The sequence below is a fragment of the Streptomyces sp. NPDC007856 genome (assembly GCF_042868225.1).
In the GTDB taxonomy this organism is placed as follows: Bacteria; Actinomycetota; Actinomycetes; order Streptomycetales; family Streptomycetaceae; genus Streptomyces.
Genome location: NZ_JBIAEC010000005.1, coordinates 407,423 through 423,224 on the forward strand (window position 1 = coordinate 407,423; position 15,802 = coordinate 423,224).

General features: G+C 69.5%; 14 protein-coding genes and 1 pseudogene. 8 read left to right on the forward strand and 7 right to left on the reverse strand.

Features of this window, described 5'->3' with window-relative positions:
- The first annotated feature begins 33 nt into the window (after window positions 1-33).
- Together ACFYOH_RS15430 and ACFYOH_RS15435 are read left to right on the forward strand one after the other, a co-directional pair.
- Window positions 34-456, forward strand: coding sequence for a hypothetical protein (locus tag ACFYOH_RS15430; protein WP_388625811.1), 423 nt, complete (start codon window positions 34-36; stop codon window positions 454-456).
- A 91-nt stretch (window positions 457-547) separates the two neighbouring features.
- Window positions 548-1,963, forward strand: coding sequence for an MFS transporter (locus ACFYOH_RS15435; protein WP_388625813.1), 1,416 nt, complete (start codon window positions 548-550; stop codon window positions 1,961-1,963).
- Between the two features lie 462 nt (window positions 1,964-2,425).
- Here the strand turns inward: ACFYOH_RS15435 and ACFYOH_RS15440 are convergent, their stop codons facing one another.
- Entirely contained in the window at window positions 2,426-3,139 is a 714-nt protein-coding gene (locus ACFYOH_RS15440; protein ID WP_388625814.1) for a thioesterase II family protein, read from the reverse strand.
- A gap of 318 nt (window positions 3,140-3,457) precedes the next feature.
- Between ACFYOH_RS15440 and ACFYOH_RS15445 the strand changes: the two genes are divergently transcribed.
- Together ACFYOH_RS15445 and ACFYOH_RS15450 are read left to right on the forward strand one after the other, a co-directional pair.
- Complete coding sequence (locus ACFYOH_RS15445) at window positions 3,458-4,666, forward strand: PLP-dependent aminotransferase family protein (protein WP_388625816.1); 1,209 nt, start codon at window positions 3,458-3,460, stop codon at window positions 4,664-4,666.
- A 134-nt stretch (window positions 4,667-4,800) separates the two neighbouring features.
- On the forward strand, window positions 4,801-5,715 hold the full coding sequence (locus ACFYOH_RS15450; protein WP_388625818.1) for a YbhN family protein: 915 nt from the start codon (window positions 4,801-4,803) through the stop codon (window positions 5,713-5,715).
- 32 nt (window positions 5,716-5,747) lie between these two features.
- On the opposite strand, the gene ACFYOH_RS15455 is transcribed toward ACFYOH_RS15450, so the two are convergent.
- Entirely contained in the window at window positions 5,748-6,206 is a 459-nt protein-coding gene (locus ACFYOH_RS15455) for an RrF2 family transcriptional regulator (protein WP_388625820.1), read from the reverse strand.
- A 141-nt stretch (window positions 6,207-6,347) separates the two neighbouring features.
- On the opposite strand from ACFYOH_RS15455, the pseudogene ACFYOH_RS15460 reads away from it, so the two are divergent.
- The 4 genes and pseudogenes from ACFYOH_RS15460 to ACFYOH_RS15475 form a co-directional block, all read left to right on the forward strand.
- Window positions 6,348-6,827, forward strand: a pseudogene (locus tag ACFYOH_RS15460) (FAD/NAD(P)-binding protein); the annotation flags it as partial.
- A 966-nt stretch (window positions 6,828-7,793) separates the two neighbouring features.
- A complete protein-coding gene (gene cysC, locus ACFYOH_RS15465; protein ID WP_388625979.1) occupies window positions 7,794-8,312 on the forward strand; it encodes an adenylyl-sulfate kinase in 519 nt (172 codons plus the stop codon).
- Between the two features lie 8 nt (window positions 8,313-8,320).
- Window positions 8,321-9,250 carry a sulfate adenylyltransferase subunit CysD gene (gene cysD, locus ACFYOH_RS15470; RefSeq protein WP_388625981.1) on the forward strand — a complete coding sequence of 310 codons (930 nt, stop codon included), beginning with the start codon at window positions 8,321-8,323 and terminating at the stop codon, window positions 9,248-9,250.
- Window positions 9,251-9,252: 2 nt separating this feature from the next.
- Window positions 9,253-10,515 carry a sulfate adenylyltransferase subunit 1 gene (locus tag ACFYOH_RS15475; RefSeq protein WP_388625822.1) on the forward strand — a complete coding sequence of 421 codons (1,263 nt, stop codon included), beginning with the start codon at window positions 9,253-9,255 and terminating at the stop codon, window positions 10,513-10,515.
- Between the two features lie 130 nt (window positions 10,516-10,645).
- Here ACFYOH_RS15475 and ACFYOH_RS15480 read toward each other — a convergent pair whose 3' ends face one another.
- From ACFYOH_RS15480 to sbnA, 5 genes are read right to left on the reverse strand one after another with little or no spacing between them, the layout of a single operon-like run.
- On the reverse strand, window positions 10,646-12,475 hold the full coding sequence (locus ACFYOH_RS15480; protein ID WP_388625824.1) for an ABC transporter ATP-binding protein: 1,830 nt from the start codon (window positions 12,473-12,475) through the stop codon (window positions 10,646-10,648).
- A 55-nt stretch (window positions 12,476-12,530) separates the two neighbouring features.
- Entirely contained in the window at window positions 12,531-12,989 is a 459-nt protein-coding gene (locus tag ACFYOH_RS15485; protein WP_388625826.1) for a GNAT family N-acetyltransferase, read from the reverse strand.
- Window positions 12,986-14,032 carry a sulfotransferase gene (locus ACFYOH_RS15490; protein ID WP_388625828.1) on the reverse strand — a complete coding sequence of 349 codons (1,047 nt, stop codon included), beginning with the start codon at window positions 14,030-14,032 and terminating at the stop codon, window positions 12,986-12,988. Before ACFYOH_RS15490 ends, ACFYOH_RS15485 begins: the two co-directional genes overlap by 4 nt.
- Entirely contained in the window at window positions 14,029-14,790 is a 762-nt protein-coding gene (locus tag ACFYOH_RS15495) for a thioesterase II family protein (protein ID WP_388625830.1), read from the reverse strand. Before ACFYOH_RS15495 ends, ACFYOH_RS15490 begins: the two co-directional genes overlap by 4 nt.
- Window positions 14,787-15,779 carry a 2,3-diaminopropionate biosynthesis protein SbnA gene (sbnA, locus tag ACFYOH_RS15500; RefSeq protein ID WP_388625832.1) on the reverse strand — a complete coding sequence of 331 codons (993 nt, stop codon included), beginning with the start codon at window positions 15,777-15,779 and terminating at the stop codon, window positions 14,787-14,789. Before sbnA ends, ACFYOH_RS15495 begins: the two co-directional genes overlap by 4 nt.
- Window positions 15,780-15,802: the final 23 nt, after the last annotated feature.

The window sequence follows — 15,802 nt, forward strand, 5'->3', positions numbered from 1 at the left end:
AAGGATGTCGGGGAACGACGAGGACTGCTTGTGATGCTGACCGAAGACCAGAAGTCTCTTTTCGACGTCAATGGTTGTCTGACAGTGGAGCTGATGCTCGAACTCATCGGAGACGGCTTTCGCTTCGACACCCTGAAGGGCACGATCATGACGCGCGGAACGGAGGGGTTCCGGCTGCACGGCGGGGATTCGGCGGATGGAGGCCCACGGCGAGTACGTGCCCTGCCCTGGACCGGCACGTCGGAGCGCCGCACGGTGTTCGCCCGCCACTCCCCGGGCGCCCTGATGTTCCGGCCCATCGCACCGCCGGCCGGGTACGAGGACTTCGCCGACGAGCTGACGCCGCTTCAGCGCCCCGTATTCGAACCGCCCTACCACCTCAACCGCCCCAAGGTCTCCCAGCTCCTCGCGGAGGAGCTGAGGGGCGGGGCACTGGACTCCGACGGGGTAACCTGACTCGGACCTCATCCCGCCAGCCGGCCGAGCAGCGCGCGGAGGACCATCCGTCGGCCTGTCGCCCGGAGAGACCCTCGGACGGAACGGTTCCATGCACGAAACTGAGTCGGCCGGCTCCCTCTGGCGTCACCGGGACTTCATGCTCCTGTGGGGCGGCCAGTCCGTCAGTCTGATCGGTGCTCAGGTCACCGTGCTGGCCCTGCCGTTGCTCGCCACCCTCACCTTGCACGCCTCGACGCTTCAAGTCGCGTTGCTGACTTCTTTCAGCACCCTGCCATGGCTGCTCTTCTCCCTGCCGGCGGGAGTGATCGTCGACCGCTCCCGCAAGAGAGAGGTGATGCTCTGGTGCGATGTGGCCCGGTTCGCCGTTCTGTGCACGGTGCCGGTGGCGGGCGCACTGGGCGCCCTCTCGCTGGTCCAGCTCTACGCGGTGGCGCTGGTGTCCGGAACTCTGGCGGTGCTGTTCAATAGTGCGTACCTGAGTTTTCCCGGAATTCTCCTGACGAAGGCACAACTCGTCGACGCCAACGGAAAGGTCAGCACCGCGTCGGCGGCGGCCGGCGTGATCGGACCGAGCTCCGCGGGCTTCCTGGTGGCTCTCGTGGGCGCGGCCACCGCTGTGACCGCCGACGCGGCGTCCTATCTGGTGAGCGCGGGCGGTCTGCTGCTGGTCCGGTTCCGGGAGCCGCGGCCCGCGCCGAAACCCGCGAGCGACCGAGGGTTCCGGCGGGAACTGTCCGCCGGGCTCCGGATCATCGTGGCCGACAGGATTCTGACCTTCGTAACGATCTCGAACAGCCTGGGCAACTTCCTGCTCGCGGCCATCAGTTCCGTCTGGGTGCTGTACGCGGTCCGTGATCTCGGCTGGTCCGCGCAGACCGTCGGTCTTGTCGGAGGAATCAGCGCGGTCGGGGGTGTGATCGGCAGTCTGATCGCCAAACCGCTGATCAGGCGGTACGGACTCGTCCGGGTGCTGCTCTTCAGCCCGGTGCCCTTCGCCCCGGGGCAGATCGTCGCCGGGTACGTGCTCCCGGGTGTCCACGGACAGATCACGGTGACCATCGGATTCACCGTGACGCTCGCCTCAGCTCTCACGTACAACATCGCCCAGCGGTCCTACCGCATGGCGTCGTGTCCGCCGGGCATGCTGGGCCGGCTGAACGCCACGGCCAGTTGGCTGCAATGGGGGCTGCGTCCGCTCGCGGGTGTCGCGGGTGGGGCTCTGGGCACAGCGCTGGGTCTGCGTCCTACTGTCCTCCTGTTCGCCTGGCTTCTGCCGTCGGTCGCCGTGATTCTGTGGTTGTCGCCTCTGCGGAAGGACCGTGGAACCGAAGGGAGGGAGTCTGCCCCACCGGCACCGGCGATGAGCGGTGCGACGGGTGGTGGACGAGGGTCGGCAGTCTTTGGCGAGCGAGAGCTTCCCGCAGCCGATACAGCCGCTCAGGCGCCCCGACTCGACCGTAGCGGTGGGCAACCTCGGCCACACCGACCCGGGCAAGGAACCTGAGATACCGCCGAGCGGTCACGGTGCTCATTCCCGTGTCCTTCGACACGTCGGCTGCGGAAACGTCTTCCGGTTCTGCTGCTCTGAGGGCCTTGACTACATTTCGGAGGGTTATTTCAGATATGCCTTTTGGTAAGGAAATTGGAGCCACCTCCGGCATTTGTGATGCTCAGTCCGGACATCTGGTGTCAGGCATGGCTCACAGCAGCTTCCGCTGTCGGTGAGCGTCGTGTCAACAGGGTGAAAGAGACGTGCTTGCATCTTGAACCTTTCTTGGTGCTTCTACGGCGCACCATTTATTTCGGACGACTCGTCGGCGGTGGTGAATATTGGCCGAATCCTTGTCGCTGATGTCTGAAAACAGCTGACCGGTGGCCTGAAAAAGAGAGCCGGAATCTTTTGGACCGGGAGATGTAGAGGGCTTGTGAAAGTTGGGGCGCGGGGCGAGATGCGTCGGGCGCCTGGTTACTCCCGGGGAATGCCGAGCTTCCCGGTCAGGACGTCGAGTACGGCCTCGAGCTGGTCCAGGAGGTAGAAGTGCCCGCCGGGGAAGACTTCGATTCCGGCCGGCCCGCTGGTGAGCTCCGCCCACCGCTCCAGCATCGGCACACTCACGCCCGGATCGCTGTCGCCGCCGAACGCGGTCAGCGGGACGCCGAGCCGACCGCGTTCGGCGTACGCGTAGCTGTCGCAGGCCGCGAAGTCCACCCGGAGCACGGGCAGCAGCAACTCCAGCAGTTCGGGACTTTCCAGTACGGCGGGAACGGTGCCCTCCAGACCGGCGACGTGATCCAGGAACTCCTGGTCGGAGAGCGTGTGGACGTGGGTGGGCACGCGGATGTGCGGGGGAGCGTAGGCCGACACCGCCAGATGGGCGGGGGGCCTGCCGGCCCGGGTCAGCCGGTGGCTCAGTTCGTACGCCAGCACCGCACCCATGCTGTGCCCGAACAGGGCGAACGGGGTGCGCCCGGCCCTTTGGAGCAGCGGCTCCTGCAGCCACTCGGCCAGCCTTGTGATCGACGGCTCCGCAGGCTCCGTGAACCGTCCTTCGCGTCCCGGCAACTGTACCGGTACGACCTCGATGCGCCTTCCGATGAGCTTCTGCCAGTTCCGGTAGGCTGAAGCTCCCGCACCCGCGTGGTGCAGACAGAACAGAAGCAGTTCGGGAGTGCCGTTCATGGCTTCTGCCGGAAACCAAGGGGACTCTGTGGACGGTTGCATACGGATTCCTCCAGCCATGATCCGAGCCGGGGTCCAGCGCATTCGTCGGCGAAGCGAGAAGTGATTTTCGTTTGCCGCTTGCCGGGTGTGACGCTGTATTTCGTCTGACGGTCGTCGATCCGGCCGATACGCGGCTCCGGGTCGCGGCCGCCTGGGAGCGTAACTCACAGCCGCCGTCCGGGAAACCCTGTTCCTGACGGCTCGGCGGGGCATAGAGTGCTGTGTTGACACAGGGAAGTCGGCGGAGTTCCGCAGCGCCGGTGCGGCAGGAGGGTGATGTCAGGCACAAGGCACGTGAACTCTGCGGAACCAGGAGCCCGCATCGATGCCGCGAGCGCCCTCGCGGCATCGCTCGGTGAGATTCTCGCGCACACCTCGCGGCCGGGCGTGATCTCCTTCGCCGGTGGCATGCCCGCGCCCGATCTGTTCGACGCGCAGGGTATTTCGGCGGCCTACGCCAAAGTGCTCGCAACTCCCCAGCGGACGTTGCAGTATTCGACAACCGAAGGCGATCCGCAGCTGCGCGCGGTGTTGGCCGAGCGCATCTCGCGGCAGGGACTGGCCACCGAGGCGGACGCGCTGCTGATCACCACCGGCGCCCAGCAGGCACTGTCGCTTGCCTGCGCGGCGCTGCTGGCCCAGGGCGATACGGTGCTGGTCGAAGAGCCCACCTATCTGGTCGCCTTGCAGTGCTTCACCCTCGCCGGCGCACGGGTGGTCGCCGTCGGCTGCGACGGGGACGGGGTCGAGCCGTCCGCGCTGGAGGAGGCCGTCCGGCTCCACCGGCCCAGGCTGGTCTATCTCGCGCCGACCTTCCACAACCCGACCGGCCGGACGATGCCGGTCGGCCGCCGTCGTGCGGTCGCCTCGCTCGCGGCACGGTACGGATTCTGGATCGCCGAGGACGACCCGTACCGGGAATTGCGGTACGAGGGCGGGGCCGAGCCGTGGATCGCCTCGCTGCCCGAGGCCGCCGATCGGACGGTGCTCCTGGGCAGCCTGTCCAAGAGCGTGGCCCCAGGGCTCAGGCTCGGATGGCTGCGCGCACCCGCCGCCCTGCGCCGGGCCTGTGTCACCGTCAAGGGGGCCACCGATGTCCACTCCTCGACCATCGATCAGGCCGCCGCAGCCGCCTACCTGACCGACGGCGACCTCGACGGCCACCTCAAGCTGGTGCGCAGCGCCTATCAAGAACGACGCGACGCCCTGCTGGACGGGCTGGCACAGTGCCTGCCGCCCGGCAGCCAGTACGTCCGGCCCTGCGGTGGCATGTTCGTCTGGGCCCGGCTGCCGGCCGGGTACGATGCAACCGCCCTGCTGGGACGGGCAGTTGACCAAGGGGTCGCTTTCGTGCCGGGCGAGCCCTTCTTCTCCGGCTCTCCCGATCGAAGAACCCTGCGCCTGTCCTTCCCGACCCATCGGCCCAGCGAGATCGAGGAAGGCCTGAGAAGGCTGAGACGTGCCTTCGCGCAGGAATCGATGTGACACCGAGTGACCGTGGAGATGCGCCCGAAGAGCCTGATCGCGGCCATGGAGTCCGACTGACCAGAGCGTCGAGGTCGTCGAGCGGCGTACACCGGGTGCGGGACGGGTCACCAGGGCCTCGGCGAGGGGTGAGAATGCGACTGCGTACCCTCCTCACGGCCGCGGCGGCAGCGTGTGGGGTCTTCTACCTGATCACCACGTTTCCCGGCACCGGGATCGACCTCGCCCAGGTGAACGGAGGCTGGCTGTCGCTGGCGTTCGTGGTCGCGGTCCTCAGCCATGGAGCGGCCGCGATGTGTCTGATCGGCTTCGTACCGGAGCGGCTGCCGTTCGGCAGGGTCGTGGTGGCGCAGCTCGCGGGATCGTTCGTGAAGGCGGTCACTCCGACGGCGCTTGGGGGCGTGGCGCTGACAACCCGCTTTCTGCAGAAGGCGGGTGTGCCGTCCGCCCAGGCCCTGGCGAGCGTCGCCGTCTCCCAACTGGCCGGGGCCATCTGCCGCGTACTGCTCCTGGTCACCTTCGGCTCGCTGAGCGGCTTCGCCTGGCTTCGGAGTCTCGGGCAGTCCCCCGTGCTCCGCATCGGGCTGCCGGCCGCCGTGCTCCTGGTGCTGGGGGTGACCGCCGTCCCGCTGTCGAGGCGGTGGGTGGTGAGGCGGGCGCGTGAGTTCCTGGCGGGAGTGGGACCCCGGCTGCTGGAGCTGCTGCGGCGGCCGCTCGGACCGGCCCTCGGCTTCGCCGGATATCTGCTGGTCACCGCCGGATTCGTGGGATGCCTCGACGCGTCCTTACGGGCCTTCGGTGCCGGCGTCGGCATCGTCACGGTGACGGTGGTCTACCTGACGGCGCATGCGGTGGGCTCCGCGGTGCCCACACCGGGGGGTGTCGGGGCGATGGAGGCGGCGCTGCTCGGAGCTCTCCTGACCCTCACCCATGTGTCCGTGGCGGTGGCCACCCCGGCCGTGCTGCTCTACCGACTCCTGATGTTCTGGCTTCCGGTACTGCCCGGGTGGCTGTCCTTCGGCTACCTGCAGCGCAAAGGCGCCGTGTAGAGGCGCATCCGCAGGAAGACGTCAGCGGTGGCCTACCCGTGCCGCCTGTCGTCGCGGTACTCCTGGGCCTGCTCCCGCACGGGCGAGGGGAGCTCGCCGATCGCCAGGTCCGCGAGGGTCACGCGTTCCAGAACCTGCCGCAGGCTGACCCGCACCGCTCGCCAGACGTCCGGCAGCGAGGCGGCCGCGCCCGGGTAGCTGAGATCGCTGAGCCTGAGATCCCGGAAGCTGGCCAGTGACCCGTCGATGGCCCGGATCACATCGGCGATGGAGATCTCCTGCGGCGGTCTGGCGAGCCGATAACCCCCTTCTGGGCCACGGCTGCTGAGCACCAGCCGATGCTGCCGCAGCTCGCGCAGGATCGACAGCAGGAAGCGGAGGGGGATGTCCTGGGAGCCGGAGAGCTGTTCCGCCTTCTGCGCGGCGTCCGGAGTGCGCGCGAGCTCGGCCATGGCCCGAATCGCGTAGTCCGTCCGCGCTGAGATCCGCATGGAAAGAAGCCTCTCATGTCCGGCCGGTCATGGGTGACGCAACGTCAACTTTGTTTCAACTGAACACCGTTGCTCTCACTGGCAGCAAGGGTCCGACCATATAATCCACCGGATTGGTGGAGAATCCCTGTGGAGGTCCAGATGGTCGGCGCAAGCGGTCGTGTTCCTCTGAAGCTGGTGATAGTGGGGGCGGGAGCCGCCGGGAGCATGGTCGCCATCCAGGTCGCCGAGGAGTCCCGCAGGCGACGCGCGCCGGTGGAGCTCACCCTGGTCGATCCGGGCCCGCCCGCCGGAGTGGGGAAGGCGTTCACCACGAAGGATCCCCGGCACCTGCTCAACGTGCCCGCGGGCGCCATGAGTTGTCTGCCCGACCGGCCCGATCACTTCGTTCACTGGCTGGCCCGGAACCGATGTCCCTTAGCGACCCAGCGGTCGTTCGTGCCCAGACGTCACTACGGCGACTATCTCTCAGCCACCCTGGCCGCCTTCGTCGAGCGGGCCGGCGGCCCGCTGACCTTCCGGCGCCTGCCCACCCGAGCCGTGGCCTGCTCGGTGCAGGGCGACCACACACGGGTGCGGCTGGCCGACGGTATGTGCCTCACGGCCGACAGCGTGGTGATCGCCACCGGTCCGCCGGCCGGGACGGCGCAGTGGGCACCTGCCGAACTGAGGAAGTCCGAACGGTTCGTCCCCGACCCCTGGCAGCCCGACGCACTGGCCGGCCCGCTCATGGACGGCGATGACGTGCTGCTGGTCGGCACCGGCCTGACCGCGGTGGACGTCGCGCTGGCGGTCGACCGCCCGGGTCGTACCGTGCACGCCCTGTCCCGGCACGGACTGCTGCCCCGGGCCCATGCCGTGGTCCCACTGCCGCCCGTGGCCCCGGAGGAGCCTCTGGACGGACTCCCGCTGCGCCAGCTGCGGTCCGCCGTCCAGCGCCACATCCGGCGGGTGCAGCGTGCCCAGGGTGACTGGCGTCCGGCCGTCGACGGCCTGCGCCGCCTGACCTCGGGGCTGTGGAGCCGGCTGGACGAGGCGGACCGGGCCGAGTTCCTCCGGCACGACCGGCACCTGTGGGACGTCCACCGGCACCGGATGCCGCCCGAGACGGCTGAGACCGTCGCCCGGCTCAGGACCGCCGGGCGGCTGCGTCTGCGTACCGGTGGAGTCACGGCCGCCCGGGACAACGGCGATGCGCTCATGGTGACGGTGACGGGATCCCGGGAGATCCGGGTCGGCTGGGTGGTGGACTGCACCGGGCCGGACCTGCGGCCGGCCGGCTCCGGTGATCCGCTGCTGAGGTCCCTGGTGAACTCGGGGCTGGCCCGTCCTGGGCCACTGGGCATCGGCCTCGCGACGACCGCCGAGGGACGGCTGCGGGGCCGTGACGGAGTCGTCCGCTCGGTGTGGACCCTGGGTGCCCACCGACGTGGCGAACTGTGGGAGACCACGGCCGTCCCGGAGATCCGGCAGCAGGCCGCGGATCTGGCACGGGCACTGCTGCGTTCCTCGTCGCCTGCCGCACGGCCGACCCGGCGCGCCCAGGACGAAAGGCCGGCGCCCCCGCCCGCCCCCCAGGGCGCCACGGTGTGGCTGACCGGGCTGCCCAGCGCGGGCAAGAGCAGCATCGCGGCAGAGCTGGCCGCCCGGCTGCGGGCCGAGGGCCGTCGGGTGGAGGTCCTGGACGGCGATGCGGTCCGTACCACCCTCTCGGCAGGCCTCGGCTTCTCCCGCGAGGACCGCGACACCCATGTGCGGCGGGTCGGCATGGTCGCCGAGGTGCTCGCGCGCAACGGCGTCATCGTGCTCGTGCCGGTCATCGCGCCCTACCGGAGCAGCCGCGAGACCATCCGGCTCCGCCATGACCTCGCCCGCGTACCGTACCTGGAGATCCACGTGGCCGCGCCCGCGGAGGTCTGCGCCGCACGCGACGTCAAGGGACTCTACGCCCGGCAGGCCGCCGGCGCGCTGTCCGGCCTCACCGGCGTGGACGACCCCTACGAACCCCCGGAATGCCCCGAGTTACGCCTGGAGACACACCGTCAGACACTCGCCGAGTCCGCAGACGTCGTCCAAGCCCTGCTCGCCGAGAGGGGACTGGTGTGAGCGCTCCCGTGTCCGGCACCGCGCCAACGGACCCGAGCGGCGGATACGCGCTGACGCACCTGGACGTGCTGGAGGCCGAGTCGGTGCACATCCTGCGTGAGGTGGCCGGGGAGTTCGAGCGTCCGGTGCTCCTCTTCTCGGGCGGCAAGGACTCCCTCGTCATGGTGCACCTGGCCGTCAAGGCCTTCTGGCCCGCGCCGGTCCCCTTCGCCCTGCTGCACGTCGACACCGGCCACAACTTTCCCGAGGTGATCGACCACCGGGACCGGGTGGCGGCCAGGCACGGGCTGCGCCTGCACATCGCCCGTGTACAGGAATACATCGACGACGGCCGGCTGCGGGAGCGCCCCGACGGCACCCGCAACCCGCTGCAGACCGTGCCGCTGCTCGACGCCATCGAGGCGCATCGTTTCGACGCCGTCCTGGGCGGTGGCCGCCGCGACGAGGAGAAGGCCCGGGCCAAGGAGCGCATCTTCTCGCTGCGCGACGAGTTCGGCGGCTGGGACCCGCGCCGCCAGCGCCCCGAGCTGTGGTCGCTCTACAACGGCCGGCACGCGCCCGGAGAGCACATGCGGGTCTTTCCGCTCTCCAACTGGACCGAGCTCGACGTCTGGCAGTACATCGAGCGGGAGAAGATCGAGCTGCCGGAGATCTACTTCGCCCATGAGCGCGAGGTGTTCTCCCGCGACGGCATGTGGTTGACCGCCGGGGCGTGGGGCGGCCCCGCGGACCACGAACCCGTGCAACGACGGCTGATCCGCTACCGCACCGTCGGCGACATGTCCTGCACCGGTGCCGTCGACTCCGACGCCGCCACCACCGAGGCCGTCGTCGCCGAGATCGCCGCCAGCCGGCTGACCGAGCGCGGCGCGACCCGGGCCGACGACAAACTATCCGAAGCCGCCATGGAAGACCGCAAGCGCGAGGGGTACTTCTGACCATGACCACCGCACCTGCCGCCTCGCTGCTGCGCTTTGCCACCGCGGGCTCGGTGGACGACGGCAAGTCCACCCTCGTCGGACGGCTGCTGCACGACTCCAAGGCGGTGCTGGCCGACCAGTGGGAGGCCGTCGAGAACGCCTCCCGGAACCGGGGACACTCCACCGTGGACCTCGCGCTGCTCACCGACGGGCTGCGGGCCGAGCGCGAGCAGGGCATCACCATCGACGTCGCCCACCGCTACTTCGCCACCCCGCGCAGGCGGTTCATCCTGGCCGACACACCAGGGCATGTGCAGTACACCCGCAACATGGTCACCGGCGCCTCCACCGCCGAACTGGCCGTGGTACTGGTGGACGCCCGCAACGGAGTGGTCGAGCAGACCCGGCGCCATGCCGCGGTGGCCGCCCTGCTGCGGGTGCCGCACCTGGTGCTGGCCGTCAACAAGATGGACCTGGTCGGCTACGCCGAGCCGGTCTTCGCCGCCACGGTCGAGGAGTTCAGCGCCTACGCCGCCTCGCTCGGCATCGCCGACCTCACCGCGTTTCCCGTCTCGGCACTGGCCGGGGACAACGTGGTGGAGCCCTCGGCACACATGGACTGGTACAGCGGGCCGACCCTGCTGGACCACCTGGAGACCGTCCCGGTGGGCGGTGACCCGGGCCGGGAGCCGGTGCGTTTCCCGGTGCAGTACGTGATCCGGCCACAGGGACCCGAACACCCCGACTACCGCGGCTACGGCGGACAGCTGGCATCCGGCGTGCTGCGCACGGGCGACACCGTCACCGTTCTGCCGTCGGGTCGGACCGCCACCGTGGCGGGCATCGACGCGCTCGGCCGGGCCACGGACATCGCCTGGGCGCCGCAGTCCGTCACCGTCCGGCTCGCCGAGGAGCTCGACGTCTCGCGTGGCGACCTGCTCGCGACAGGCCCGGCTCCCGCACCCGCCACGGAGGTGACGGCCACCGTCTGCCACCTCCATGAGCGTTCGCTGCGCCGTGGGGACAGGGTGCTGCTCAAGCACACCACCCGCACCGTGCGGGCGGTGGTCAAGGAGATCTCCCACCGGATCGACATCGACACCCTCGAACGGCGCGGCGCCCCCGAGGTGCTGGGCGTCAACGACATCGGCCATGTGGTGCTGCGCACCGCGGAGCCGCTGGTCCTGGACGACTACGGCGACAACCGGCGCACCGGATCGTTCCTGCTGGTCGACCCGGCCGACGGGGCCACCCTCACCGCCGGCATGGCCGAGGTGGCGTAGGACCGGCGGCGCGAGACCGTCCGCCGGCCCGCCCGGTGGACGGAGAGTGCCCGGGGTTCACAGGTCCAGGGCACGGGTGCCCGGGGCGCAGCCCTCCTCGAACCGGGCGGGGCCGACCGCAACCGCATTCTCAGTTTCGGGAAGCCCTGTCGGCGCCGGCGGTGGCGAGGAACTGGGTGGCCGCGAGCTCGGCATAGAGCGGGTCAGCGGCGACGAGTTCCTCATGGGTGCCGATCGCGCGCACTCGGCCGGCGTCCATGACCACGATCCGGTCAGCCATGGCCACAGTGGACAGCCGGTGTGCGACCACGAGAACCGTGGTCGTACGGGCGACGTCCGCGACGGTGTCACGCAGCGCGGCCTCGTTGACCGCGTCGAGCTGCGACGTCGCCTCGTCGAGCAGGAGCAGCCGCGGTCGGCGCAGCAGGGCCCGGGCGATCGCCACCCGCTGGCGTTCGCCGCCGGAGAGCTTCGTGCCGCGGTGGCCGACGAGGGTGTCCAGACCCACCGGAAGCCGGTCGACGAGGCGATCGAGGCGGGTGATGCGCAGGACGTGGCGCAGCTCCGTCTCGGTGGCGTCCGGATTGCCGAGCAGGAGATTGTCGCGCACCGAGCCGGACAGTACGGGAGCGTCCTGCTCCACGTAGCCGATGGTGGCGCGCAGCTCGGGGACAGCCCAGGTCGCCAGGTCACGGCCCACGAGGGTGATCCGGCCGGCGCTCGGCTCGTAGAACCGCTCGATGAGGGAGAAGACGGTGGTCTTGCCGGCACCGGACGGCCCGACGAAGGCGGTCAGGCCCTGCGCCGGTATTGCGAAGCTCACGCCGTGGTGGATTTCCGGCTGATCGTCGGCGTACCGGAAGCGCACGTCCTGGAAGGCGAGCGCGACCGGTTCGGCGTCGTCGGCAGGCAGCGGCACGGGCTCGGCGGGCGGCTCCGCGGGCAGCGCGAGGGCCTCCTGGATACGGGCGATCGCCCCAGCCCCGATCTGGTACTGGGTAACCGCCCCGACCACCTGCTGCACCGGCGCCACCAGATAGAAGACATACATCAGGAAGGCGATCAGCGAGGCAACGTCGATCGCGCCGGTGGCGACCCGCGCGCCCCCCACCGCCAGCACGGTGAGGAACGCGATCTGGGTGGCCAGCCCGGCCGTGTTCCCGACCACCGCCGACCACTTGGCGACTTGGACGCTCTGCCGCCATGAGTCCTGCGCCGCCGCGTGCACCGCCGCCTCTTCGCGGTATTCCGCACCTGAGGCCTTCACCGTGCGCAGCGCGCCGAGAACGCGCTCCAGGGTCGACCCGATCAGGCCCACCGCGTCCTGCGCCTTGTGGCTGGCCCGGTTCACACGCGGGATGATCACACTGATCAGGAGGGCAGCGCCGCCCTTCACGACAATGGTGACGCCGAGCAGCACCGGGTCGATGACACCCATCATCACCAGCGTGGCGATCAGCGTGAGGCCGCCTGTGACCAGTCCCACCAGGCCGTCGGTGGTCACCTCGCGCAGTAGCGTGGTGTCAGAGGTCACCCGGGACATCAAGTCGCCCGGCTCGCTGCTGTCCACCACCGCGATACGCAGCCGCAGCAGATGCGAGGTGAGCTGCAGGCGGGCACCGAGGACCACCGACTCGGCGGCGCGCCGCAGCACGTACGTGCCCAGCGCGCCGATCGCCGCATTGGCACAGACCAGCAGGCACATGCCGACCACCTCGGCGGTCAGCGAACGGTCGTGGGCGAGGTCGCTGATGAGCGACCGCGCCACCAGCGGCAGCGCCAGTCCGGAGGCGCCGGCGGCGAGCGTCAGGACCGTACCCCCGAGCAGTTGCCAGCGGTGTCGGCGGGCATAGCCGAGCAACACCCGCCACGCCGGCGATCCGGGGGTGACAGGGCCCCTGCCACCGGCCTGCTCGGGTGCTGCGACGTCGTCCGGTACGTCCACGATGGTCTCCCTCATCGGTGCAGGCATGCTCGTCGTAGGGGAACCGCCGGAACGAGCCTCGCCCGGGCCGTCACGACAGCAGCACCTCGCCCGTCGTCTCCCTGCCGGGCCCGCTGCTGATGGGGCGGAAACCCAGCCGCAGGTAGAAGCCCTCGGGGCCAGATCCGCCCGGCGTCCACTGCACCAGCACGCGTCGCATCCCCCGGGCGCGCGCCTCGGCGCAGAACGCCCCGACCGCGGCACTCCCGTAGCCGCGGCCCTGGTACCCCGCACCGATTGCCAGACGCCAGATGCCGCAGGTCCGCGGGTCCGCCTGGGTCGGCCCCGGGAACGCGCCCATCAGGAATCCGATCAGTACGGAACCGTCCATGACGACGCGCGGCCAGGCCGTCTCCGGGTGAACATAGGCATCTGCCAGGGACCTGGCCACCGAAGCGACGTACTTCTCCTGCCCGGGCAGCACCTCGAGTCCGCAGGCATCGTCCACGTTATCGGGGCCGATCTGCTCCAACCGCACTCCGGTGCTCACCGAGCGTCCGCTCCCGTCGACATCCCGAGGGCGCGCATGCCCGGAGCGCAGCTTTCCTGGAGGGCCGCCAGTTCCTCAGGGGGCAGGGCGAGCGAGGCGTGCCGCCGCGTGGGATCCAACTCGGCCTTGCCGGCATCGAGCCACGCGGGCATGGGTGCCACGCCCAGGAAGCCGGCGAGGCGGGTCAGTTCGGACTCCGGACGGTCGAGCAGGTCCTCGAAGGCGAATGAGGCCAGCCGTTCGGGCGGAAGGCCCGCGAGGTGGTGCAGCCCATCGAGTACGGAGTCGGACCACATCTTTCCGAACGCGGACGTGGGTACGTCAGCGTTGAGGATCGGCCGGACGTCCACCTCGCCGTCGCGGAACATGTCGGCCATCTCCTCGGAGACCCCCTCCTGCCCGCGCCCCTTGGCGATCGCGCGCTCCAGCAGTACGCGCAGCACCTGGAACACCGGGTACTGGCTCATGGACAGCGCCGTATCGGGGCCGTTCCGGTACAGATGGACGAAGCGCGCCTCGGGGAACAGCTGCCTGAGGCGGGGGACCGTCCGGAGCGAATACCCCGACCGCTCCGCCACCACCCGAGTGCCGAACCGCTGACCCAGGATGCGGAACAGCGCCCGGTAGTGATCGGCGACAGGTGCGGTCGGCAGGTTGGGCAACTCCTTGCGGAGCTGGGACAGCAGGTCCTGCGGATCGTCCGTCAAGTGCGGCAGGACCGTGACGGACAGGGCGCCGAGGACCGGCATCTCGTTGTCCGGGCCGGTGTCGGGCGGCTGTTGCCCGGTCTCCACCACGGTGGGCCAGAACCCGTGGCGCATCACCGATGTGGTGAAGGCGCGCGGTTCCTCCAGGAAGCGGAGGAACTGCTCGCCGGTCAACAGGCCGTCGGGGAACGGGTCGGGCTCCATCGAGGCGACGAACTCGCTCAGGCTGAGGATGTGCGGATGTAGCCGCAGGACGTTCGAGAGGGCGGTCGAACCACATCGGCCGGTCCCGACAACGAAGATCAACGGCTGGTCCGCCGACTGCTGGTCCGTCACTGAAGCCTCCCTGAGCTGGGCGTGGGCGTGCGGTGGAGCTGGACGAGGGCTGCGGCGTCACAGGCGGCGCGGACCAATGCGGCCTTGTGCTCCTGCAGGTAGAAGTGGTCGCCCGGGTAGACCTGGTGGGCGAAAGCGCCAACCGTGGCCGAACGCCAGGCAAGGATCTCGTCCACGGTCACCGAGGGATCCCGGTCGCCGACACACGCCAGGATGGGGGCGTTGATGGGGCGGTCCGGGTCCGGCGAGTAGGCGTCGCTCAGCCGGCAGTCCGCACGAAGGGCCGGCAGGACGATCTCCAGTAGTTGCCGGTTGCCGAGGATCTGCGGACTGAGCCCGCCGAGCCTTGCGAGCCGGTCGAGGAAGTCGGCGTCGTTCAGGTCGCTCAGCGCCTCTTCGTTGGCACGTCCCGGACCGCGGCGGGCCGAGAGGATGACCAGGGCGGGGGAGTCGGGCAGTCGCCGGGCGCACTCGTAGGCGACGGCGGCGCCCAGGCTGTGACCGAACAACACGGTGGGCAGGCGAGGAGCTTGGTCGAACGTCGGCAGCACGTCGTCGACCAACTCCGACACGCTCGTCGGACACGCCTCCGCCAGTCGATCGTGGCGCCCCGGATACTGCACGGCCCACAGCTCGACATCGAGGGGAACCGCGTCCTTCCAGGGCTGGAAGGACGAGGCGGTTCCCCCCGCGTGCGGGAAGCAGACGAGGCGGGCGAGCGGCTGCTCCGGCTCGGTGAGTCGGTGGATGGAATTCATTGTTCCGTGCCGGATTCCCCTCGGCTTGATGTCGGATTCCTGACGCGCTCCAGCCAGCCCTGCTGGTAGACGGTATTGGTGTAGGCGATGCCGCGGTCCGCGCAGAGGAAGAGCACGGACAGGCGTGGCCCCCGGTACGACGCGAAGTACCGCTCGATCGCGGCGTACACGCTGCCGGTGGAGCCACCGCAGAAGAGCCCGAATCGCGTCAGGAGGCGGCGGCAGGCCACCACCGATTCGTGTTCCTCGACGATGACAACATCGTCGATCTCCGCCTGATCGAGCAGCGGCGGCCGGATGCTGGAGCCGATGCCGGGGATGTGACGCGTTCGGGCCTGCTGACCGAAGATGGCCGATCCTGCGGAATCGACGGCGATGACCTTGGTCTGCGGCAGGTACTCGTGGATCCGGCGGGAAACTCCCGCGATCGTCGCGGCGGTCCCCACGCCGACGAATATGTAGTCAAGACGGTCGAAGGTGCGGCAGATCTCGGCCCCGGTGAGGAGATAGTGCGCGTCCGCCGCGTCGGGATTGCTGTACTGGTTCGGCCAGAAAGTGTTCTCCAGCGTCTCGGTGAGCGTCGTGACACGGTCCAGCCTGGTGCGCAGATACCCGCCCGTCCCGTCCCTTTCGGTAACTTTTTCCACGCGGTCGCAAGTCGCCCGTAGCAGCATCTCGGTCGGCGCGTTGACGTTCTGGTCGATGACCGGGACGAAGGGAATGCCGAGTAGCCGGCACAAGGCTGCCAGCGAGATCGCCAGATTCCCGGACGACGACTCGACGACCGTGCTGTCCGCGGTCAGCTCGCCGCGTTGGACAGCCCGTTGCAGCATGACGTAGGCGGACCGGTCCTTGACGCTTCCGTTGAGATTGCAGTACTCCGTCTTCGCGAACAGGTCGAGCCGTTCGTGGTCGAGCGGAATAACGGGGGTATCGATGAATCCGGACCTGATTCGTTCCAGTTGGTCGGCGAGGGCGGATTCACCCATAGCGCACACCAATCCTCTCTGCT

Excerpts from the sequence above, each read along its gene's own strand:
- ACFYOH_RS15445 (WP_388625816.1), top strand. The coding sequence starts at position 3,458 with ATGTCAGGCACAAGGCACGTGAACTCTGCGGAACCAGGAGCCCGCATC.
- ACFYOH_RS15435 (WP_388625813.1), top strand. The coding sequence starts at position 548 with ATGCACGAAACTGAGTCGGCCGGCTCCCTCTGGCGTCACCGGGACTTC.
- ACFYOH_RS15480 (WP_388625824.1), bottom strand. The coding sequence starts at position 12,475 with ATGAGGGAGACCATCGTGGACGTACCGGACGACGTCGCAGCACCCGAG.
- ACFYOH_RS15475 (WP_388625822.1), top strand. The coding sequence starts at position 9,253 with ATGACCACCGCACCTGCCGCCTCGCTGCTGCGCTTTGCCACCGCGGGC.
- ACFYOH_RS15430 (WP_388625811.1), top strand. The coding sequence starts at position 34 with ATGCTGACCGAAGACCAGAAGTCTCTTTTCGACGTCAATGGTTGTCTG.
- ACFYOH_RS15450 (WP_388625818.1), top strand. The coding sequence starts at position 4,801 with ATGCGACTGCGTACCCTCCTCACGGCCGCGGCGGCAGCGTGTGGGGTC.
- ACFYOH_RS15455 (WP_388625820.1), bottom strand. The coding sequence starts at position 6,206 with ATGCGGATCTCAGCGCGGACGGACTACGCGATTCGGGCCATGGCCGAG.
- ACFYOH_RS15495 (WP_388625830.1), bottom strand. The coding sequence starts at position 14,790 with ATGAATTCCATCCACCGACTCACCGAGCCGGAGCAGCCGCTCGCCCGC.
- ACFYOH_RS15440 (WP_388625814.1), bottom strand. The coding sequence starts at position 3,139 with ATGAACGGCACTCCCGAACTGCTTCTGTTCTGTCTGCACCACGCGGGT.
- sbnA (WP_388625832.1), bottom strand. The coding sequence starts at position 15,779 with ATGGGTGAATCCGCCCTCGCCGACCAACTGGAACGAATCAGGTCCGGA.